19 protein-coding genes are annotated in these 20,997 nt (G+C 75.0%); 5 read left to right on the top strand and 14 right to left on the bottom strand.

The window, feature by feature from the left end; translation table 11 throughout:
* Complete coding sequence (gene rimP / locus ABEA77_RS22830; RefSeq protein WP_345650694.1) at positions 1–498, bottom strand: ribosome maturation factor RimP; 498 nt, start codon at positions 496–498, stop codon at positions 1–3.
* A 241-nt stretch (positions 499–739) separates the two neighbouring features.
* Between rimP and ABEA77_RS22825 the strand changes: the two genes are divergently transcribed.
* Genes ABEA77_RS22825 through ABEA77_RS22815 form a run of 3 tightly spaced genes read left to right on the top strand, consistent with a single transcriptional unit; the run spans position 740 to position 2,698 of the window.
* Positions 740–1,285 (top strand): hypothetical protein, encoded by a 546-nt coding sequence (locus ABEA77_RS22825; protein WP_345650692.1) that lies wholly within the window; start codon positions 740–742, stop codon positions 1,283–1,285.
* Positions 1,282–1,752 (top strand): ferritin-like domain-containing protein, encoded by a 471-nt coding sequence (locus ABEA77_RS22820; RefSeq protein WP_345650690.1) that lies wholly within the window; start codon positions 1,282–1,284, stop codon positions 1,750–1,752. The genes ABEA77_RS22825 and ABEA77_RS22820 overlap by 4 nt, the downstream gene beginning before the upstream one ends.
* 37 nt (positions 1,753–1,789) lie before the next feature.
* Complete coding sequence (locus tag ABEA77_RS22815; protein WP_345650688.1) at positions 1,790–2,698, top strand: aminoglycoside phosphotransferase family protein; 909 nt, start codon at positions 1,790–1,792, stop codon at positions 2,696–2,698.
* Positions 2,699–2,726: 28 nt separating this feature from the next.
* Here ABEA77_RS22815 and ABEA77_RS22810 read toward each other — a convergent pair whose 3' ends face one another.
* From ABEA77_RS22810 to ABEA77_RS22765, 10 genes are all read right to left on the bottom strand, one after another.
* Positions 2,727–4,424, bottom strand: coding sequence for a proline--tRNA ligase (locus tag ABEA77_RS22810; RefSeq protein ID WP_345650686.1), 1,698 nt, complete (start codon positions 4,422–4,424; stop codon positions 2,727–2,729).
* A 104-nt stretch (positions 4,425–4,528) separates the two neighbouring features.
* Positions 4,529–5,119 carry a GNAT family N-acetyltransferase gene (locus ABEA77_RS22805; protein WP_345650683.1) on the bottom strand — a complete coding sequence of 197 codons (591 nt, stop codon included), beginning with the start codon at positions 5,117–5,119 and terminating at the stop codon, positions 4,529–4,531.
* Between the two features lie 16 nt (positions 5,120–5,135).
* Complete coding sequence (locus ABEA77_RS22800; RefSeq protein WP_345650681.1) at positions 5,136–5,981, bottom strand: GNAT family N-acetyltransferase; 846 nt, start codon at positions 5,979–5,981, stop codon at positions 5,136–5,138.
* A gap of 173 nt (positions 5,982–6,154) precedes the next feature.
* A complete protein-coding gene (gene ispG, locus ABEA77_RS22795; RefSeq protein ID WP_345650679.1) occupies positions 6,155–7,309 on the bottom strand; it encodes a flavodoxin-dependent (E)-4-hydroxy-3-methylbut-2-enyl-diphosphate synthase in 1,155 nt (384 codons plus the stop codon).
* A 172-nt stretch (positions 7,310–7,481) separates the two neighbouring features.
* The gene (locus ABEA77_RS22790) at positions 7,482–8,783 is read right to left on the bottom strand and encodes a M50 family metallopeptidase (RefSeq protein ID WP_345650677.1); all 1,302 of its coding nucleotides are present in this window, start codon (positions 8,781–8,783) and stop codon (positions 7,482–7,484) included.
* On the bottom strand, positions 8,780–10,033 hold the full coding sequence (dxr, locus tag ABEA77_RS22785) for a 1-deoxy-D-xylulose-5-phosphate reductoisomerase (RefSeq protein WP_345650675.1): 1,254 nt from the start codon (positions 10,031–10,033) through the stop codon (positions 8,780–8,782). The genes ABEA77_RS22790 and dxr overlap by 4 nt, the downstream gene beginning before the upstream one ends.
* A 135-nt stretch (positions 10,034–10,168) precedes the next feature.
* The gene (gene aroA, locus ABEA77_RS22780; RefSeq protein WP_345650673.1) at positions 10,169–11,434 is read right to left on the bottom strand and encodes a 3-phosphoshikimate 1-carboxyvinyltransferase; all 1,266 of its coding nucleotides are present in this window, start codon (positions 11,432–11,434) and stop codon (positions 10,169–10,171) included.
* 63 nt (positions 11,435–11,497) lie between these two features.
* On the bottom strand, positions 11,498–12,946 hold the full coding sequence (locus ABEA77_RS22775) for an aldehyde dehydrogenase family protein (RefSeq protein ID WP_345650670.1): 1,449 nt from the start codon (positions 12,944–12,946) through the stop codon (positions 11,498–11,500).
* 480 nt (positions 12,947–13,426) lie between these two features.
* Positions 13,427–13,810, bottom strand: coding sequence for an SbtR family transcriptional regulator (locus ABEA77_RS22770; RefSeq protein WP_345650742.1), 384 nt, complete (start codon positions 13,808–13,810; stop codon positions 13,427–13,429).
* A gap of 74 nt (positions 13,811–13,884) precedes the next feature.
* Positions 13,885–14,025 carry a hypothetical protein gene (locus tag ABEA77_RS22765; RefSeq protein WP_345650744.1) on the bottom strand — a complete coding sequence of 47 codons (141 nt, stop codon included), beginning with the start codon at positions 14,023–14,025 and terminating at the stop codon, positions 13,885–13,887.
* Here ABEA77_RS22765 and ABEA77_RS22760 point away from each other — a divergent pair.
* The gene (locus ABEA77_RS22760; protein ID WP_345650739.1) at positions 13,978–14,145 is read left to right on the top strand and encodes a cytochrome P450; all 168 of its coding nucleotides are present in this window, start codon (positions 13,978–13,980) and stop codon (positions 14,143–14,145) included. The two genes, ABEA77_RS22765 and ABEA77_RS22760, sit on opposite strands and share 48 nt — an antisense overlap.
* A gap of 64 nt (positions 14,146–14,209) precedes the next feature.
* Here the strand turns inward: ABEA77_RS22760 and ABEA77_RS22755 are convergent, their stop codons facing one another.
* From ABEA77_RS22755 to gabT, 3 genes are all read right to left on the bottom strand, one after another.
* Positions 14,210–15,820 carry a PucR family transcriptional regulator gene (locus ABEA77_RS22755; protein WP_345650667.1) on the bottom strand — a complete coding sequence of 537 codons (1,611 nt, stop codon included), beginning with the start codon at positions 15,818–15,820 and terminating at the stop codon, positions 14,210–14,212.
* Positions 15,821–16,176: 356 nt separating this feature from the next.
* Complete coding sequence (locus ABEA77_RS22750) at positions 16,177–16,806, bottom strand: phosphatase PAP2 family protein (protein ID WP_425588365.1); 630 nt, start codon at positions 16,804–16,806, stop codon at positions 16,177–16,179.
* Between the two features lie 366 nt (positions 16,807–17,172).
* Positions 17,173–18,507, bottom strand: a complete 1,335-nt coding sequence (gene gabT, locus ABEA77_RS22745; RefSeq protein WP_345650662.1) for a 4-aminobutyrate--2-oxoglutarate transaminase — start codon at positions 18,505–18,507, stop codon at positions 17,173–17,175.
* 316 nt (positions 18,508–18,823) lie between these two features.
* Here gabT and ABEA77_RS22740 point away from each other — a divergent pair, with 316 nt between their 5' ends.
* Positions 18,824–20,977 carry a type IV secretory system conjugative DNA transfer family protein gene (locus ABEA77_RS22740; RefSeq protein ID WP_345650736.1) on the top strand — a complete coding sequence of 718 codons (2,154 nt, stop codon included), beginning with the start codon at positions 18,824–18,826 and terminating at the stop codon, positions 20,975–20,977.
* Positions 20,978–20,997: the final 20 nt, after the last annotated feature.

Genomic DNA, 20,997 nt, shown 5'->3' with positions numbered 1-20,997 from the left:
CTACGCCTCCTCTGTGCTCTTGTCCTTGCGGTTGAACTCGACCTCCACGCGCGCCTTCGCGATCTCGGCGAAGGCGAGGCGGCGGGCGGTGGCCTTGCGGCCCTTCACGCCCGGCACCTCGGTGTCGAGTCCCTCGTCGTCCACGGAGAGGATGCGGGCCACGACCTCGCCGCCCTCCTGGAGCCTGAACCGGGCGAGCCTGCCGACGGCGCGCTCGTAGTGGCGCCGCTCGGTCAGCGGGCGCTCGGCGCCCGGCGAGGTCACTTCCAGCTGGTACTGCTCGTCGCCCAGCGGGTCGGCCTCGTCGAGCCGGGCGGAGATGGCGCGCGTCAGCTCGGCGACCGTGTCCAGGTCCACGCCCTCGTCCGAGTCGACGACGACCCGCAGCACGCGGTACCGGCCGGCCCTGGAGAGTTCGATCTCCTCCAGGTCGAGGCCCTCGGCGCCGACGAGGGGTTCCAGCAGACCCCGCAGCCTGTCGCTCTGAGTGGTGCTCATCCGGGTGACTCCTCGGCCGCGTGTGCTGTTGTCGTACGTCCTGGGGCCGGAACCGTGCCGGACCTGTCCGTCCCAAAGGGTATCCGGTCCGCAAGGGTGTTGCTGCCCACCCGCCCCCTGCCGCGGGTACGCTCGCCTGCGAAGATCACCCGGGCCCGTGCGGCGGGGCGGTCGTCCGCGACCCTCCCCGCGGCCTCGGCGGGCCCGACGAGAGCGCCCGGACCGGGCACTGGAGGCATACGTGGGGCGTACGGGCACGACGCGCAGACGGGCCCTCACGGGCGCGGGAGCGGCCACCGCGGCCGCCCTGCTCGCGGGCTGCACCGGCCCGGGGGACGGGGACGGGTCCACCGGGACGGGGCGCGGAACGGGCGCGGCCGCCGCGCGGGCCGCGGCCCTGCGCACCCGCTCTGCGGCGACCAGCAGGTCGCTGCTCGACCAGTACGACGCGGTGCTGGCCCGCCACCCCGCCGAGTCCGCCCGGCTCGCGCCGCTGCGCGCGGCCGTGGCCGAGCATGTGAAGGCGCTGGCCCCGGGCTCGCCGTCGGCCGCGCCCTCCGCCTCCGGGACGGGCAGGCCGGCGGTGGCGGGCGCGGAGCACCCGGTCTCCGTGCCCGCGGACCCCGCGGCGGCGCTCAGCGGCCTCGCCACCGCGGAACGGCAGGCGGCCAAGGAGCAGTCAGCCGCCCTGTTCGAGGCGCCGCCCGAGCTGGCACGGCTGCTGGCGTCGATCGCCGCGGCCTGCGCCGTCCACCAGTACCTGCTGTCCACGGGAGCCCGCCGATGAGCCGTGCACGCGGCGCCGCCGCCCAGAAAAACCCCCAGGGCTCGGAGGACAAGGCCCTGCTCGACGCCACCCAGGCCGCGCTGGACGCCGAGCACGCGGCCGTGTACGGCTACGGCGTCGTGGGCGGCCGGGTGGCCGCGGACCGCAAGGCCGAGGCGAACGCCGCCTACACGGCGCACCGCGCCAGGCGGGACGCGCTCGTCAGGGCGGTGCGCGACCTCGGCGGCACGCCCCGGGCCGCGGCCGCCGCGTACGCGCTGCCGTTCCCTGTCACAGGCGCCGACTCCGCGGTGCGCCTCGCGGCGCAGCTGGAGGACAGGGTGGCGGACGTCTACGCGGACCTGGTCAGGGCGGGCCAGGGGGACGTACGGGCCGACGCGGCGGGCGCGCTGAGCGGGGCGGCCGTGCGCGCGGCCCGCTGGCGGGGCTCCGGCGTAGCCTTTCCGGGTCTCGCCGAACGGGCGTGACCGGCGCCGGCGCGGACCGGCAGGACTGCGGGGACGTATGGCTCTCGAACCGCCTCGGCGGCTGGTGGACACGCTCACCGAGCGGTACGGCGCGCCCCGCGCGAACGCCTGGCTGGGGCGGCTGCCCGGGCTCGCCGCCGACGCGGTGGCCGCGCGCGGCCTCACGGTGGAGCGGCCGGTGGCGCCGGGCGGCCGGGACAGCCTCCTGCTGCTCGTGCGGCGGCCCGACGGCGCGCCGGCCGCGCTGAAGATCGCCCCGCCGTTCGCCGGCCCCGGCGCCGAGCGGGCCGCGCTCGCCCACTGGAAGGGCTGGGGCGCGGTCGAGACGTACGACACCGCCGGTGGCGTGCAGGGGGCCGAGGACGGCTCCGTGCTCCTCGAGCGGCTGCGCCCCGAGGTGTCGCTGCGGTCCCTGCCGGACGCGAAGGCGCTCCTCGAAGCGGCGGGCACGATCCGCAGGCTCTGGGTCGACCCGCCCGGGGGCCACGGCTTCGAGACGGTCGAGGAGCGCACCGGGCGGCAGGCAGGGCCGATGCGCGCGGGCCGGGCGCCCGCGGTGCTCGTGGAGGCCGCGCTCGACGCGCGCGCCGCGATGGTCGCATCGGCCCGCGAGGAGGTGCTCCTGCACGGCGCGTTCCGGCAGGGCAAGGTCCTCGCGGGCGAGCGGGCGCCCTGGCTGGCCGTGGGTCCTGAGCCGCTGGTCGGCGAGCGCGCCTACGACCTGGCGCGGCCCGCGCGTGACCGAGTGGAGGACCTGGTCGCGTCGGAGTCGGGCGCGTCGTCGGCGCGGCGGCGGATGAACCGCCTCGCCGACTCGCTCGACGTGGACCGGGACAGGCTGCGGGCGTGGGCGCTGTTCCGCGCGGTGGAGTCGGCCACGCGGGCGCTGGACGCGGGCCGCGGGGCTGCGGCGGAGGTCCTGCTGGAGTTCGCGAGCTGGCTGTGACGCCCGCACCGGGCGACCCGACCGGGGCTCAGGCCGTCAGGGCGGCGACGGCCTCGGCGACCGTGAGCTCCTCGCGCTTCCCGGTGCGGCGGTCCTTGAGCTCGACGACGCCCTCCCCCGCGCGGCGGCCCGCGACCAGGATGGCGGGCACGCCGATCAGCTCGGCGTCGGTGAACTTCACGCCGGGCGAGACCCCGGCGCGTTCGTCCACCAGGACGCGCAGGCCCCGCGCGGCCAGCTGCTCGGCCGCGTCGAGCGCCAGCTCGGTCTGGGCCGCCTTGCCCGCCGCGACGACGTGGACGTCGGCGGGGGCGACCTCGCGCGGCCAGCACAGGCCCTGGGCGTCCGCGGTCTGCTCGGCGATCGCCGCGACGACGCGGGAGACCCCGAGGCCGTAGGAGCCCATGGTGACCCGCACGGGCTTGCCGTCCTGGCCGAGCACGTCGAGCTTGAAGACGTCGGCGTACTTGCGGCCGAGCTGGAAGATATGGCCGACCTCGATGGCCCGGTCGAGCGTGAGGCCCGCGCCGCAGTCGGGGCACGGGTCCCCGGGCTCGGCCACGACGACGTCCAGGTAGTCGTCGACCTCGAAGTCGCGGCCGCACACCACGTCGCGCGCGTGGGTGTCGGGCTTGTTGGCGCCGGTCACCCAGGCGGTGCCTGGCGCGACCCGGGGGTCGGCGATGTAGCGGATGCCGAGGCCCTGCGGCCCCACGTAGCCGCGCACCAGGTCGGGCCTGCCCGCGAAGTCCTCGGCGGTGACCAGCTCGACCCCGGCGGGGGCGAGGTGCTCGCCGAGCTTGCCGAGGTCGACTTCGCGGTCGCCCGGCACGCCCACCGCGACGATCTCCCCGTCGACCTTCACCAGCAGGTTCTTCAGCGTCGCCGAGGCGGGCACACCGAGGTGCGCGGCGAGCGCCTCGATGGTCGGGGTGCCGGGGGTGTCGAGTTCCTCGACGGGCCCCGGGGCCTCGGCCGCGGTCACGGCCGCGGTGAACCGCACGGCCTCGGTGTTGGCGGCGTAGTCGCAGGCGGGGCAGTCGGCGAAGGTGTCCTCGCCCGCGGCGGCGGGCGCGAGGAACTCCTCGGAGACGGAGCCGCCCATCGCGCCGGAGACGGCGGAGACGATCCGGTAGTCGAGGCCGAGGCGGGCGAAGATCGCCTGGTAGGCCCCGCGGTGCAGCGCGTACGAGGCGGCGAGGCCCTCGTCCGTGGTGTCGAAGGAGTACGAGTCCTTCATCAGGAACTCGCGGCCGCGCAGCACGCCGGAGCGGGGGCGGGCCTCGTCGCGGTACTTGGTCTGGATCTGGTAGAGCACGACCGGCAGGTCCTTGTAGGACGTGCACTGGTCCTGGACGACCTGGGTGAAGACCTCTTCGTGGGTCGGTGCGAGGAGGTACTCGCCGTCCCTGCGGTCCCTGAGGCGGAACAGCAGGTCGCCGTACTCCTCGTAGCGGCCGCTCGCCTCGTACGCCTCCTTGGGCAGCAGCGCGGGCAGCAGCACCTCCTGGGCGCCGAAGGCGTCCATCTCCTCGCGGACGATCCTGGTCACGTTCTCCAGGACCCGCTTGCCGAGCGGCAGCCAGGTCCAGATCCCGGCGGAGCTGCGGCGCACGTACCCGGCCCGCACCAGGAGCTTGTGGCTGAGCGTCTCGGCGTCGGCCGGCTCCTCGCGCAGTGTCTTGGCCATCAGACGGGACATGCGCTGGACCTGGGACCGGGACATGAGGGGTTCTCCTGCGGTGCGGGGTTGCGGGACTGCGTCGCCGTGGGACCCCGGCGGCCTGCCGGGCGTCCGGCAGGAGCCTAACCGCGCGCCGCCGCCCGGCGTTAATCCGATTCCACGGGCGGCTGGGGCCGTCTGCGCAGCGGGAGGTGGGCCCCCATCACCGCGTACGGGCGGGGCGCGCCGGGGAAGTGGACCTGGCGGGCGAGGTCGCGGTAGCCGAGCGAGCGGTAGAGGCGGCGCGCCGGGCTCTCGATGTCGATCGCGGAGAGGATGGAACGGGGCTGGGGTACCGCGTCGGTGATGGCGGTGATCAGTTCGCGGCCGATGCCGCGGGCCTGGAACGAGGGGTGGACGTGCAGCTCGGTGATGGTGAACGAGTCGTCGAGCCAGCCGTCGAGCCCCTCGCGGCGCAGGTACGGCTCGACCACGGTGGACCACCAGTGGGCGCGGTCGTTGGGCATGCCGTACACGAACCCGGCGAGCCGGCCCTCCGGGGTGGTGGCGCCGAGCGCGCGGCAGCCCGGGTACATCAGGTGGCGCAGCACGATGTGGTGCCGTACGCCGATCTCCTCCTCGCTGAGGCCGAAGGCGAGTGCCTGCACGGCCAGCGCGTCGTCGACCCGGGCGACGAGGTCGATGGGGCCCACCTGTGCGTCCGGGGTCCTGGGGGCGTCCCCTGGGGTGATCGGCATGGACGGAAACCTACCGTCAGAACAGCACGCTCATGAAGGCGCCCACCTCGCGGAAGCCGACCCGCCGGTAGGAGGCGCGCGCGGGGACGTTGAAGTCGTTGACGTAGAGGCTGACGACGGGGGCCACGTCCGCGAGGGCGTAGCGCACGACGGCGGCCATGCCGGTCTCGGACAGGCCGCGGCCCCGGTAGGCGGGGTCGACCCAGACGCCCTGGATCTGGCAGGCGCGGGGCGTGGCGGCGCCGATCTCGGCCTTGAAGATCACCCGGCCGTCCTCGACGCGGGCGAAGGCCCGTCCTGAGCCGACGAGTTCGGCGACGCGCGCCTGGTAGAGCAGGCCGCCGTCCCCGGCCAGCGGGGAGACGCCGACCTCCTCGGTGAACATGGCGACGCACGCGGGCATCAGCGTGTCCATCTCGTTCTTGCGGATCCTGCGCACGTACGGGTCGGGCGCGACCTCGGCCGGGAGTTCCTCGGTGAGCATCAGCGGCTGGTTCTCGCGGACCTCGCGCGCGGGGCCCCAGCTGGGTTCGAGCAGCCGCCAGAGCTGGGCGGTGGGCCCGGCGGGGCCGACGATGGAGGAGCAGCGGCGGCCCGCCCTGCGGGCGCGGTCCGCGAAGGCGCGCACGGCCTCGGGGGTGGCGCAGACCGGTACCAGGTTGGCGCCGGAGTAGCACAGGGAGCGGAGCCTGCCGCCCTGGTACCAGCCCCACATCTCGCCGCCGAGCCGCCACGGGTCGAGGCCCGCGACGAGCACGCGCGAGGTCACGAACGCGTTCTCGACGGGCTCGCTCTCCAGGAGCTCCAGGGCCTCGGGGAGTTCGCTGGGTTCGAGGACCCGGGTGGTGGTCTGCGTCAACACGTGGGGCCTCACCGTACGGTCTGCTTGTCTGCGCACTGTACCCGGCGGGCGGTGCGGCCGCCTCCCGCCGCCGGGGGCGGCCGTGACGCGGACGAGTCCCGCGACCGCCCTCGGCCGAGGGGGTGCACGGGACTCGCGGATGAGCGCCGCTGCGGGCGCCGCCGGGCGGGCGGTCAGCTCACGGAGACCTCGGGCTCGCCTGAGGCGACGCCGTCCTTCTCCATCTGCTCGGCCATCCTCATGGCCTCGTCGATCAGCGTCTCGACGATCTTGGACTCGGGCACGGTCTTGATGACCTCGCCCTTGACGAAGATCTGCCCCTTGCCGTTGCCCGAGGCGACGCCGAGGTCGGCCTCGCGGGCCTCGCCGGGGCCGTTGACGACGCAGCCCATGACGGCGACGCGCAGCGGCACCTCCATGCCTTCGAGGCCCGCGGTCACCTGGTCGGCGAGCTTGTACACGTCGACCTGGGCGCGGCCGCAGGACGGGCAGGACACGATCTCCAGGCGGCGCTGGCGCAGGCCGAGCGACTCCAGGATCTGCGTGCCGACCTTGACCTCCTCGACCGGCGGCGCGGACAGGGAGACGCGGATGGTGTCGCCGATGCCCTCGCTGAGCAGGGCGCCGAAGGCGACGGCGGACTTGATGGTGCCCTGGAAGGCGGGGCCCGCCTCGGTCACACCGAGGTGCAGCGGGTAGTCGCACTGCTGCGCGAGCAGCCGGTAGGCGTTGACCATGACGACCGGGTCGTTGTGCTTGACGGAGATCTTCAGGTCGCGGAAGTCGTGCTCCTCGAAGAGGGACGCCTCCCAGAGGGCGGATTCGGCGAGCGCCTCGGGCGTGGCCTTGCCGTACTTCTCCAGCAGCCGCTTGTCGAGGGAGCCGGCGTTGACGCCGATGCGGATCGGGGTGCCGGTCTCCTTCGCCGCCCTGGCGATCTCCTTGACCTTGTCGTCGAACTGCTTGATGTTGCCCGGGTTGACGCGGACCGCTGCGCATCCGGCGTCGATCGCCGCGAACACGTACTTCGGCTGGAAGTGGATGTCGGCGATGACGGGGATCTGGGACTTCTTCGCGATGGCGGGAAGCGCGTCCGCGTCGTCCTGCGTGGGGCAGGCGACCCGGACGATCTGGCAGCCGGACGCCGTGAGCTCCGCGATCTGCTGGAGCGTCGCGCCGATGTCCGAGGTACGGGTGGTGGTCATCGACTGGACGGACACCGGCGCGTCGCCGCCGACCGCGACAGAACCGACGTGGATCTGACGGCTGACCCTGCGGTCGGCGAGCTTGACAGGAACGGAGGGCATTCCGAGAGAAATCGCAGTCATCTGCTGTGCAACCCCAAGTGTGGACCTGGTCCCGAGATCGGCGGGCTCCAGCACCTGAGATTACGCCACCGGATCCTCGGCGGTCACACCGCAGGGAAGTGTCACGGCGGCGGTGCGGCGGCCGGGTGTACGGCCGCCGCACGGCGGGTGAACGGGCCCGCGGGCCCGTTCATCACGTGATCTTGACGGGGTTGACCACGTCGGCGATCAGGACGAGCGCGGTGAAGCAGACGAACACGCCCGCCACCACGTACGCCACCGGCATGAGCTTCGCCACGTCGAAGGGGCCCGGGTCGGGCCGGGAGAAGACGCGGGCGACGTTGCGCCGCAGTGCCTCCCACAGGGCGCCCGCGATGTGCCCGCCGTCGAGCGGCAGCAGCGGGACCATGTTGAACAGGAACAGCGAGAGGTTGAACCCGGCGAGCAGGAACAGCATCATCGCGATCTGGCTCTCGGCCGGGACGTGGAGCGTCATCACCTCGCCGCCGATGCGGGCGGCGCCGACGACGCCGACCGGCGAGTCCGCGTCGCGCTGCTTGCCCTCGAAGGCGGCGCCCCACAGGCCGGGGATCTTGCTCGGCAGGTCGACGAGGCGGTCGACGCTGTCGCCGATCATGCCGCCCATCCGGTCGACCGACTGCCCGAACGTGAGCGGGACGATCTTCGTCTGGGCGGCGAAGCCGAGGTAGCCGGCGGCCTGGAACTTGCCGGGGACGACGTCTCCGTTGGAGTCCTTCCGAGCCACTATGTTCTTCAGCAGGTCGGCGTGGAGCACCTGCTCGTGGCCGTCACGGCGGACCGTGACGGTGGCGGGGCCGATGGTCTTGCGGATCTTGTCGGAGAGGGTGTTCCAGTCGTCGACCTTCTGGCCGTTGAAGGCGACGATCGTGTCGCCCTTGCGCAGCCCGGCGGCGGCGGCGGGCGAGACCGGGTCGCCCTTCTGGCAGGTCTGGCGCTTCTCGCTCTGCGAGATCACGCACTTCTGGACGCCGCCGACCTCGGTGGTCTGGGTCTGGAAGCCGTAACTCATCGCGACACCGAAGAAGATCACCGCCGCGAGTACCAGGTTCATGAACGGACCCGCGAACATCACGATCACGCGCTTCCACGGCTTGCGGGTGTAGAAGAGGCGGTCCTCGTCGCCCTCCTCCAGCTCCTCGAAGGCTGCGGAGCGCGCGTCCTCGATCATGCTGCGCCAGGGCGAACTGGAGCGGGCCTCGATCCGCCCGTCGGGCCCCGGCGGGAACATCCCGATCATGCGGATGTAGCCGCCGAGCGGGATGGCCTTCACGCCGTACTCCGTGTCGCCCTTCTTGCGCGACCAGACGGTCGGGCCGAAGCCCACCATGTACTGGGGCACCCTGATGCCGAACATCTTCGCGGTGGACAGGTGCCCGAACTCGTGGAAGGCGATGGAGAACAGCAGGCCGACGGCGAACACCAGGATGCCGATGACCGTCAGAAGAATCGTCATGCGCGGGCCTCCGCCGTGGCCTTCCGTACGAGTTCCGTCGCCCGGGCGCGCGCCCAGGTCTCTGCTTCCAGGACGTCCGGGAGGGTCAGGTTCGTTCCGCCGCCGGCGCCGCCGTGTTCACCGACGACCGCGGTGACCGTGTCCATGATGCCGTTGAACGGCAGCCGTCCGGCGAGGAACGCGTCGACGCACTCCTCGTTGGCGGCGTTGAACACGGCGGGCGCGGTGCCGCCCAGGGCCCCGACGTGCCGGGCGAGGCCGACCGAGGGGAACGCCTCCGTGTCGAGCGGGAAGAACTCCCACGTCGACGCCGCGGTCCAGTCGAAGGCGGGGGCGGCGTCCGGGACGCGGGCGGGCCAGCCGAGGCCGATCGCGATGGGGCCGCGCATGTCGGGCGGGGTGGCCTGGGCGAGGGTGGAGCCGTCGGTGAACTCCACCATCGAGTGGACGTACGACTGGGGGTGCACGACGACCTCGATGCGCTCGAAGGGGATGTCGTACAGCAGGTGGGCCTCGATGACCTCGAGGCCCTTGTTGACGAGCGTCGCGGAGTTCACGGTGATGACCGGGCCCATGGCCCAGGTCGGGTGGGCGAGCGCGTCCTTGGGGGTGACACCGGCCAGCTCGGCGCGGGTGCGGCCGCGGAACGGGCCGCCCGACGCGGTCACCACCAGCTTGCGCACGTCGGCCCTGGTGCCCGCGGCGACGGCCTGGAAGAGGGCCGCGTGCTCCGAGTCGACGGGGATGATCTGGCCGGACTTGGCGAGGGCCTTCACCAGCGGCCCGCCGACGATGAGCGACTCCTTGTTGGCGAGCGCGAGGGTGCGGCCCGCCTCCAGCGCGGCGAGGGTCGGCGCGAGACCGATGGAGCCCGTGATGCCGTTGAGGACGGTGTGGCAGGCGGACGCGGCGAGTTCGGTGGCCGCGTCGGGGCCCGCGAGGATCTCGGGCAGCGGCTCACCGGTCCCGTACTCGGCCCGCAGGGCCTCTCTCAGCGCGGGTACGGCGTCCTCACGCGCGACGGCGACCGCGGCGGGCCGCAGGCGGCGGGCCTGTTCTGCCAGCAGGGCGACGCGCCCGCCCGCGGCGGACAGCGCGGTGATCCGGAACCGGTCGGGGTTGCGCAGCACGAGGTCGATGGCCTGGGTGCCGATGGATCCCGTGGAGCCGAGGACGACGACGTCCCGGCGGCCTTCGGCCGGATCGAAGGCGATGTGGGGGTCCGCGAGGGGGGCTGGACTGTCGCTCATGGCACCCATTCTTGCCCCATTCGCCGCGCCCGCCGACAACCGAGGGGCGAGTGCCACCCGATCCGGGCCGTTCCCGGTGGTCAGCGGGGCGCGACCCGCTGCACCACCGGGTCGCGGAGGTGCGGCACCGCGGGGTCAGGTCCCCGCGGGCGGCTCGGCGGCCCAGGTGTCGCGCAGCGCCGCGAACGCCTCGTGGAAGCCGGGGAAGGTCTTGCGGACGCAGCCGGGGTCGTCGTACGTCATGCCGGGCGCGCGCAGTCCCGTGACGGCGAACGACATCACGATGCGGTGGTCGCCGTGGGTGGTGATCTCGGTGGCGCGCGGTGCGCCCGGGCGGATCTCGATCCAGTCGGGCCCTGTCGACACGTCGACTCCGAGCGCGCGCAGGTTCTCGGCGCAGGCGTCGAGGCGGTCGCACTCCTTCACCCGGGTGTTGGCGACGTCCTCGATGCGGACCGGACCTTCGGCGTACGGGGCGACGGCGGCGAGCGTCGGCATGGTGTCGGAGATGTCGCGCATGTTGACGGTGAGGCCGCGCAGCCTCCGGGGGCCGCGCACGGTGGTCGCGCCGTCCGCCCTGACGACCTCGGCGCCCATGCGTTCCAGCACGTCGACGAAGGCGGTGTCGCCCTGGAGGGCGTGGCGGCCGAGGCCGGGGACGGTGACCTCGCGGCCCGGGGAGAGGGCGGCGGCCGCGAAGAAGTAGCTCGCGGTGGAGGCGTCGGGCTCGATCGCGTACTCCACGGCGCGGTAGCCGCCCGGCGGGACGGTGAACCTGTCGCCCTCGCGCACCACCTCCACGCCGAAGTCGCGCATCATCGCGAGTGTGATGTCGACGTAGGGCGCCGACACCAGCCGGGTCACGTCGATGGTCAGCCCCTCCTCGGTGAGCGGGCCGAGCATCAGCAGCGCGGTGAGGTACTGCGAGGACTCCCCCGCGTCGAGGACCAGGTGGCCGCCCTTTATGCCGTGGGCGTCGATCCGCAGCGGGTGGTGGCCCTCGCGCTCGCCGTGGGTGACGTCGACACCGAGGTCGCGCAGGGCCCGGGTGAGCGGCCCGAGCGGCCTGCGCCGCATCTGCGCGGAGGCGTCGAAGCGGTACGAGCCGGAGGGCGCGGCGGCGACCAGCGCGGGCAGGAAACGCGCGGTGGTCGCGCCGTCCCTGCAGTACACGTCGGCTTCGGCCTCGCCGGGCCCTTCGGGGCGGCCGGCGATCCGCCAGACCCGGTCCCCGTCCTCCCGCACGACGGCGTACCCGAGCCGGGAAAGACCCTCGGCGAACCCCTCGGAGTCGTCGGAGCGCAGGGGCCGCCGCAGGACCGTCTCGCCCCGCGCGGCGGCGGCGAGGAAGAGGGCGCGGGCGGTCACGGACTTGGAGCCGGGGATCTCGATGACGGTCACGTGCCCATTATTCCGCGCGCGGGGGCGGACCCGCCCGGGTGGGGCGGGTCCGCGGGCCGGCGGCTACAGGGCGAGGCCGGTGAGCACCAGGACGCGCTCGTAGGTGTAGTCGTCCATCGCGTAGCGCACCCCCTCGCGGCCGACGCCGGAGAGCTTGGCGCCGCCGTAGGGCATCTGGTCGGCGCGGTAGGACGGGACGTCGCCGACGATCACACCGCCGACCTCCAGGGCGCGGTGGGCCCGGAACGCGGCCTGCAGGTCGTGGGTGAACACCCCTGCCTGGAGCCCGTACTTGGAGTCGTTGACCGCGGCGAAAGCGGCCTGCTCGCCGTCCACCCTGCGCAGGGTGAGGACCGGCCCGAAGACCTCCTCGCGGGCGAGTGCGACGTTTTCGGGCACGTCGGCGAGGACGGTGGGCGCGTAGGCGGCGCCGTCCCGCTTGCCGCCGGTCAGCAGAGTGGCGCCCTCGCGTACGGCCTCGTCGACCCAGCTCTCCACCCGCTGGGCGGCGTCCTCGCTGATCAGCGGCCCCACGTCGGTGGCGTCGTCGGCCGGGTCGCCGGTGACCTGCGCCTCGACGGCCGCGACGACCTTCTCGGCCAGGCGGTCGTAGACGGCGGTGTCGGCGATGACGCGCTGCACGGAGATGCAGGACTGGCCGCCCTGGTAGTTGGAGAACGTCGCGATCCGGGACGCGGCCCGGTCGAGGTCCTCGTCCGAGGCGTAGTCGGCGAGTACGACGGCCGCGCCGTTGCCGCCCAGCTCCAGGGTGCACTGCTTGCGGGGCACCGAGTCCATGATCGAGTAACCGACCTTCTCCGAGCCGGTGAAGGAGATGACGGGCAGGCGCTCGTCCTCGACCAGGGCGGGCATCCGGTCGTTGGGCACGGTCAGCACGGACCAGGACCCGGCAGGCAGGTCGGTCTCCGCGAGCAGCTCACCGAGCAGAAGGGCGGACAGCGGGGTCGCGGGCGCGGGCTTGAGGACGATCGGCACACCGGCGGCGAGCGCGGGCGCGACCTTGTGGGCGCACAGGTTCAGCGGGAAGTTGAACGGCGCGATGCCGAGCACCGCGCCCTTCGGGAAGCGGCGCGTCAGCGCGAGCCGCCCGGTGCCGCCCGCGTCGGTGTCCAGGCGCTGGGCCTCGCCGCCGTTGAAACGGCGCGCCTCCTCCGAGGCGAAGCGGAAGACGGAGACGGCCCTGCCGACCTCGCCGCGCGCCCACTTCACGGGTTTGCCGTTCTCGTCGGAGATCAGCCGGGCGATCTCCTCGGCCCGCTCGCCGAGGCGGCGCGCGACGTGGTCGAGCGCGGCGGCCCGCACGTGCGCGGGCGTCGCGGCGAAGGAGGCCACGGCCGCGTGCGCGGCGGCGACGGCCTCCTCGACCTGCGCGTCGGTCGGCACGGAGACGGCAGCGACCGTGCGGCCGTCCCACGGGGAGGTGACGTCGAACGTGTGGTCGCCGGTGGCCCGGCGGCCCGCGAGCCAGAAGGCGTGAGTGGAGGTCGACATGGAGTCCCGGCCCTTCCGAGTGGCGTGCGGCGGGCGGCGTGCGGGCCGCCCGCCCGACCTGACAGGCGGGCGTCCGGTGGACGCCCCCGCCACACCGTAGGCCCGCGCGGGGACGCGGTCGCTTGGCCGCGGCGTAGTAGTGGACCTGACGGCTTCTACGGTTTGGCAGGCCGCGGGCACGACGGGCGGGTCTTCACGCCCGGGGCGGGCCTTGGTCCGCGCCGGGCGTGAACGCAGGCGCGGAGGCGGGCGCGGAGGTGGGCCGACTGGCCGACGGGCTGCGCGGGGTCCGGCGGGGGCGGGGGCCCGGTCCGTCCGCCCGTACCGCTTCCGGCGGCGCGGGCGGCGTGACGCGCGGGTGTGTGTGCGCCGACACCGCCTCCGCGCTGGGGCGGGGCGGCGGGGCGGCGGCTCAGCCGGTGCCGCGGGCGGCGGGCGCGGTGTGCAGGGCGGCGGCGTCGTACGGGGCTCCCGGCAGGGTTACGGGGCTCCCGGCAGGGTTGGGGGCGCGCCGCCGTCCCGGCCCGGCTCCCCGCGGGTGCGGCGGCCCTCGTCGGTGCGCAGTCCGTCGAGGAGGAGGGCGAGGAAGCGGCGCCGGGAGCCGGACCGCGCCGCCTCGGCCGCGGGGACGGCGCGGCCGAGCGCGGCGAGCGCGAACAGCACGTCCTCCAGCGTCGCGTCGGCCCGTACCGTGCCCTCGGCGCGGCAGCGCGCAAGCAGCAGGCCCACGGTCCGCGCGTTGTGCTCGTGCACGCGCTCCAGCGTGGGCACCCGGGCGATCCGGGTGGTCATCAGGTCGGTGATCCCCCGGTCGACGGCGAGCCCTGCGAAGACATGGCCGAGATAGCCGACGAGGCCCGCCAGCGGGTCCGCGGCGGCGCGGGCCTCCTCGCCGACCCGCGTGGTGGCCGCGAGGTCGTCCTGGAAGACCGCCTCGATCAGGGCCGCGCGGTCGGGGAAGCGGCGGTGATCGTCTCGCTGGCGTCCGCCACCGCGACCCCGCGCGCCTCCGCGACCCCGGCGCCTTCGGCATCCGCCGCGACGGCGCCGAGACCCGGGCCCACCTGGCGTTCGGCCACGGCATCCACCACTGCCTCGGCGCGCCCCTGGCGCAGCTTGAGGCGCCCGTCGCGCTGCGCGCCCTGCTGGAGCGCTGCCCTGGCCTGCGGCGGGACCCGGACGCGCCACCCGCCGCCTGACGGCCGAGCCTCCTGCGCGGGCTCGCGACGCTGCCGGTGCGGTGGTGACGCGAGACGGCAGGCGCTACGCGGGGTCCTGCGGCACGGCGGGGGCGTGCGCGGTGTGGCCCGCCGTGGCCTTGAGGGCGAGCCAGAGCTCCATCCGCACGTCGGGGTCGTCCAGGGAGCGGCCGAGGATCTCCTCGACGCGGCGCATGCGGTACCGCAGGGTGTGCCGGTGGACGCCGAGGTCGGCGGCGGCCGCGTCCCACTGGCCGTGGCGGGACAGCCAGGCGCGCAAAGAGTCGACGAGGTCGCCGCGGCCCTTCGCGTCGTGCTCGCGCAGGGCGCGCAGCATGCCGTCGGCGAAGGCGCGTACCGCCTCGTCGGCGAGGAGCGGCAGCAGGGAGCCGTCGGCGAGGTCCTCGTGCTCGACCAGCGCGCGGCGCCGCCGCCGCGCGACGGTGAGCGCCGCCTCTGCCTGCCGGTAGGCGGTGCCCGCCGCGATGGGTCCTGTCGGCGCGGACAGGCCGGTGACCACGCCCTCGTCCTCGGCCGACCGGTCCGCGTAGCCGGCGCACAGGGCCGCGGCCGCGCCCCCGTCGACCACGATGGCGACCAGCCGCCCGGCCCCGTCGGGCACGAGGAGCACCGGCTCGCCCGCCCGGGCCGCCGCCGTGTCGAGGCCCCGGGCGAGCACGTCGAGCGGCGCGTCGCCGCCCGCCTCGGCGACCGCCTCCACGGCCTCGGCGGCCAGCAGCCTGAAGGGGGCGTCGAGCAGGGCGCCGTACAGGTCGCCCGCGACCGTACGGGCGTGCTCCGACTCGCCCGCGAGGAGCATCCGCAGCACGGCGGCCCCGAGCCGCTGCTCCGCCTCGCGCAGCGACCTGCTGCGCTCCGTGGTGAGGGTGAGCAGGGCGATGGCCGAGTGCACGGCGTAGCGCGCGGCGGTGCCGGGGGCGCCCGCGGTGCCCACGGCGAGGACGCCGCCGGGTCTGCGCCCGCTGCCGAGTGTCTGGAGCTCGACCCGGTCGCCGCTCTCGCCGTCCTCCGCGTCCGGGTCGCCCACGACGGAGCTGGTGTGCGGGCCCCGCAGCGCGAGCAGGGCCGCGTCCTCGCAGAGGCGGGCGGCGCGGCGCGCGGCCCAGGCGGGCTCGGCCGCGACGACCGCGCCCGCCGGGTCGTACAGCGCGGCCCAGCCGTCGACGTGCGCGGCGAGGCGGGCGAGGAGTTCGGCTGGGCCCTCGGCGAGCGCCGCGCGCGTCAGGTCGCGCTGGGCCTCGAAGCCGTCGGTGACCGCACGGTACTGGTCGGCCGCGACGGCCTCGGACACCGCCTTGCCGATGGCGATGAACGGCGTGCGGCGCGGCACTTCCAGCAGCGGCAGGTTCTCGGCGCGCGCCGCGTCGACCAGCGCGGCGGGCACGTCGTCGTAGTTGACGCCGACCGCGAAGCCGAGGCCCGCGACGCCCGCGGCGGCGAGCCGCCGCACATAGCGGCGCATGGCGTCGGCGTCCGAGGCGGCCAGGTTGGTGGCGGTGACGAGCAGCAGCTCGCCGCCCTCCATGTACGGCACCGGGTCCACCAGCTCACTGGCGTGCACCCAGCGCACGGGCACGTCGAGCCGGTCCTCCCCGGCGCGCACGGAAAGCCTGAGCGCCGAGTGCTGAACGAGCGAGGCGAGCGTGGGCGGCATGTCCCGAATGCTACGGCCTGTATGAAGGGCCTCGCCCGTTTGGGCCGCGGTGTATGAAGAACCCGGTGGTCGGGGGGCGCGGAGGCAGTCGCGAGGCCGCGGGGGCCGGCGGGCGAGGAACATGCCCGTACCCGGTTGCAGGTCGCTCCGGCGCCCCCGTGGCGGGCCCGGCCCGAAGCGGGCCGCAGGGGCGCGGCCGAAACGGCCCGGATCCCGCCGAGGGCCGACCCTCGGCGGGACGGGCGGGGTGCGGCGGGCGGCCCGGTGGGGCAGGCGGCCCGGTGGGGCGGGGTCAGCGCTCGGCCCGGTGCAGCAGCCGGCCCGGTGCAGCAGCCGACCGGCCCGGTGGGGCGGGGTCAGCGCTCGGCCCGGTCCTCCGGGGCTGGTGCGTGCTCGGCGGGGGTGTCGGTGAGGCGGCGCAGGACCGCGGCGAGGGCCAGGAGCAGCAGGCCGCACAGGGCGCCGCTCGCGAGGACGTCCAACGGCCAGTGGTAGCCGCGGAGCACGAGGCCCGCCGCCGTGGCGGCCGTGAGCAGCGCCGCCACGGGGACCGTGGCGCGGCGGCCCGCGTACGGCAGCAGCACGAGCGCCGCCGTGCCGTAGGCCGCCATCGCCGTGGCCGTGTGGCCTGACGGGTAGTAGCCGGTGGCCTCCGTGAGCGGGCCGCGGCGGTCCGTCCAGATCTTCAGCGGCACGACGAGCGCGGGCACCGCCGCCATCGTCAGCGCGCCCGCGACGACGGAGGCGCGGGCGCCGCGCCACAGCGCCCAGGCGAGCGCCGCGGCGAGCACCGGCAGCGCGACCGGCATGGACCCGAGGTCGGAGAGCGCCTCCGCGAGGGCCCGCGGGCCGTGACCCACGACGGCGCGGTCGAGCCGCTCGTCGGCGTCGAGGAGCGGCCCGCGCACCAGGACCTGCCAGGTGCTCAGCGCGAAGACCACGGCGTACAGCGCGGCGACGGTGGCCCGCAGCCGCCCGGCGGACACCGTGAGGGCCGCGGCGAGTGCGGAGAGGAAAGAGGTCGGCCGTCCCGGAACAGGGGGGGTGGTTCCGGGACGGCCGACGGGACCGGTACGCCGCGCGCCCCGGGGGGGTTGGAGCGCTCGGCCGTCCGATCGGTGAGGAGATCCGGGGCTCTCGGCCCCGGACACGTGCGCGAACGCACGCCCGGCCCTGGACTGGGGATGCCCCTGACCGGATTCGCCCGCGGTCTCCCGCGGGCGGGGTGTTTCTCTCATCTGCGGGAACAGTACGCCGCCCGCGTCACGCGGGACAGCCGCACCCCCATCCCGCCATCGCCCCCGCACACCTTCTTCACAGCGGTCACCCGCACGGGGGAAGGCCGCCGGGCCTCAGAGCTCCGCGAGCGCCTGCTCGATGATGTCGAGGCCCTCGGCCAGCAGGTCCTCGCCGATCACGAGCGGCGGCAGGAAGCGCAGGACATTGCCGTAGGTGCCGCAGGTCAGCACGAGCAGGCCCTTCTGGTGGCAGGCTTTGGCGAGGGCCGCGGCGGCCTCGGGGGCGGGCTTCTTGGTGGTCCGGTCCTCGACCAGCTCGATCGCGATCATCGCGCCGCGCCCGCGCACGTCGCCGATCACGTCGTACTTCCCGGCCATCGCCGAGAGGCGGCCCTTCATGACCTCCTCGATGCGGCGTGCGCGCGCGGGCAGGTCGAGCTCCCTCATGGTCTCGATGGCGCCGAGCGCGGCGGCGCAGGCCACCGGGTTGCCGCCGTACGTGCCGCCGAGGCCGCTCGGGTGCGCGGCGTCCATGATCTCGGCGCGCCCGGTGACCGCGGCGAGCGGCAGGCCGCCGGCGATCCCCTTCGCGGTGGTGATCAGGTCGGGGACGACGCCCTCGTCCTCGCAGGCGAACCACTGCCCGGTGCGGCAGAAGCCGGACTGGATCTCGTCCGCGACGAACACGATCCCGTTGTCCTTCGCGAACCGCGCGAGCGCGGGCAGGAAGCCCTTGGCCGGCTCGACGAAGCCGCCCTCGCCGAGGACCGGCTCGATGATGATCGCGGCGACGTTCTGCGCGCCGACCTGCTTGCTGATCTGGTCGATGACCTGTGCGGACGCCTCCGGCCCGCAGTTGTCCGGCCCGGTCGGCCAGCGGTACGGGTACGCCATCGGCACCCGGTAGACCTCGGGCGCGAACGGGCCGAAGCCGTTCTTGTACGGCATGTTCTTCGCGGTCAGCGCCATCGTGAGGTTCGTACGGCCGTGGTAGGCGTGGTCGAAGACGACGACGGCCTGCCGCTCGGTGTACGAGCGGGCGATCTTCACCGCGTTCTCGACGGCCTCGGCTCCTGAGTTGAACAGCGCGGACTTCTTGGCGTGGTCCCCGGGCGTGAGCGCGGCGAGTTCCTCGCAGACCGCCACGTACTCCTCGTACGGGGTGACCATGAAACAGGTGTGGGTGAAGTCCGCGAGCTGCGCGGAGGCGCGGCGTACGACGGCCTCGGCGCTCGACCCGACGGTCGTCACAGCGATGCCGGAGCCGAAGTCGATCAGCCGGTTGCCGTCCACGTCCTCCAGCACGCCCCCGGCGGCGCGGGCCGCGAAGACGGGCATGGTCGAGCCCACGCCGGCCGCGACCGTGGCCGCGCGCCTGGCCTGCAACTCCTGCGACTTCGGCCCCGGGATGGCGGTGACGAGGCGGCGCTCCTGCGGAAGGGCGGTCATGCGGGCTCCTGTGGGTCTGTCCCGACGCTGCGTGGTGCTGGTCCGGGTTCGTGAGCAGATCCGTGTCTTGTCCGCAGGCTAGGGGCGCGGCGGCGCGGTGGGCATGCTCCGTTCGGTAGTGCTCGGCGCGTGTCGTTGTCCGCGGCGTCCATGGCGGTCTCCGCCCCGCCGCCCGGCCCCCCTGGACCGGTGCGGAGGGGCGGCAAAGCGGCAGGTGGGACACCTCCCGGCGCGCGGAACGGTGAACTGCCCGTGCAGGGGCACTAGATTGACGGGTGCACAGAGCGGTCCTGGCTGGTCAGGGGGCAGGGTGAGTATGGAATCCGACGGCACGCACGACCCACGGGGCACACGCGCCACGCCCGTGCCCCGTCCGGCGGCGCCTCCCCCGCCGCTGCCCATCGGCCCGCCGGCCGCGGGCGGCATGCCCCCGCAGGGCGCCGCCCACCTGCCGCCCGCGCCCGGGTACGCCCCGACCACGGGCCCCACGCTGCGGGACTGGCTGCACACACCGCGCCGCTCCGACGGCCCCGGCACCTGGGCGTACGGACACCGGCCGCGGCCCGCGGTGGAGCCGGAGCTGACGCCGGTGCGGCAGCTCGCGGTGGGGGCGGTGATCTCGCTGCTTGTGGGGGTCCTGCTGTGGTCGCTGCTCTGGAACCGCTACCTGGGGGGGTTCTGGCTCTGGCCGCTTGAGGCCCTCACCCCTGATTCGTGGTTCACGGACGGCTCGTCCACCACCGCGACGGTGGTCGCCTACCTCTACTACGCGATCGTGATCGCGATCCTCGCCGTCGTCTTCGGCCGCCTGGGCCGCTGGCCCGAGCTGCTGCGGCGGGTCTTCGGGCGGCGGCCCGGGCCGCGGGGCGAGGAGGCGCAGGCCGACGCGCCGCCGACGCCCGAGCGCGACCTCGCCGAGTGGCCCGAGCTGCGGGCGGCGGGGCAGGGCGAGCTGGCGGGGCGGCTGGCGGCCGAGGTGCGGGAGGGGCGGATGAACGACGTCGACTTCACCCGCATCCGCCGGGCCTGGACCTCGGTGCGGGTCGACCCGTCCCGCCTGGCCGCCTTCGCCGAGGCGGTGCGGCGGGACGGCGCCGCGGCCTGCGTGCACCCCTCGGGCGGGCGGGACCTGCCGGTGAGGGCGGCGCGGCACGACCTGCTCACCCGTCAGGTGCGGCTGGGCACGGTCCAGGACGGCGAGCGCAACCCGTACGCGAGGCGCGGCACGGGCCTCGCGCTCGACCCGGGGCTGCTCGGCACCTCGCTGCTCGCGGTCGGCCCGCCGGGCGCCGGCAAGACGCGGGCGCTGGTGCGGCCCGTGGTGGAGTCGCTCTCCCTCCAGGCGCTCGCCGGGCAGGCGGCCGTCGTCGCGGTGGGCGCGGCGGGCACGCGGCTGGGCGCCGACGCGGCGTTCGACGTCGTGGTGAAGCTGGGCGACCCGGACTCGGTGTACGACCTGGACCTGTACGGCGGGGCCACCGACCCGGACGAGGCGGCCGCCGTGCTCGCCGAGGGCCTGGTCGGGGATCTGCCGGACACGGACAGCAGGCGGGCGGCGACGGCGCTCGCCCAGTTGCTCGGCCCGTTCGGGGCGGCTCACGGCCGCCTGCCGACCGTGCCGGAGCTGCGGGAGCTGCTCGACGGGGGGCCCGAGGCGCCGGCCGCGCTGCGCGCGGCGCTCGACGCGGGCGGCCACCGGGCCATGGCGCGCGAACTGGACGCGCGCGAGCGCCAGTCCGCCGCGCCCGGCGATCCCGGGCGGGCGCTCGCTGACCGTGTCGCGCTGCTGGACCGGCCCGCGTTCGCGGAGTTCTTCGACACGACGGGCAGGACGAGGCTGTTCTCGCTGCGGACGCTTGAGCACCCGCTGCGGGTCAGGATCGACCTGCCCGAGCGTGGCCACGCGGAGGCGTCGCGGCTGCTCGCGCGGCTGGTGCTGGCGCAGTTCACGGCCAGTGCCGCCGCGCGCACGGACCACTCGCTGTTCGCGTGCCTCGTCCTCGACGACGCGACGCGCACCCTCACGGCGGAGACGCTGCGCGGGGTGCAGCGGCTGCGGTCGGTGAACGCGGGCGCGGTGCTGACGCTGCGGACCCTCGACGACGTGCCGGAGTCGCTGCACACGGCGCTGCTCGGCGCGGTCGGCTGCCGGATGGCGTTCGCCGGGGTCACGACCTGGGACGGCAAGCGGTTCGCCGAGGCGTGGGGCACCGAGTGGGTGGAGACCAAGGTGGTCACGCAGCGCACGGTCTTCGCGGACCAGCCGCTGACCCGGGCCATCCACTCGTTCCGCAAGATGGTGACGGGCAAGGCCGTCACCACGGACGCGGTGACGGTGCGCCAGGTGGAGCGCGAGCGCTGGTCGGCGTCGGACCTGGCGCACGCGGTGCCCGCGGGGCACGCCGTGCTCTCCCTGCGCACGGTCGGCGGGGAGCACGCGCCGCCGCTCCTGGTGGACCTGCGGGGCTGAGCGCGGCGCCAGGGCGGTGG

The organism is Streptomyces tremellae (genome assembly GCF_039540215.1).
Taxonomy (GTDB): domain Bacteria; phylum Actinomycetota; class Actinomycetes; order Streptomycetales; family Streptomycetaceae; genus Streptomyces; species Streptomyces tremellae.
Note: the sequence above shows the minus strand (reverse complement) of the source record. Positions and strands in the feature narration are given on the sequence as shown.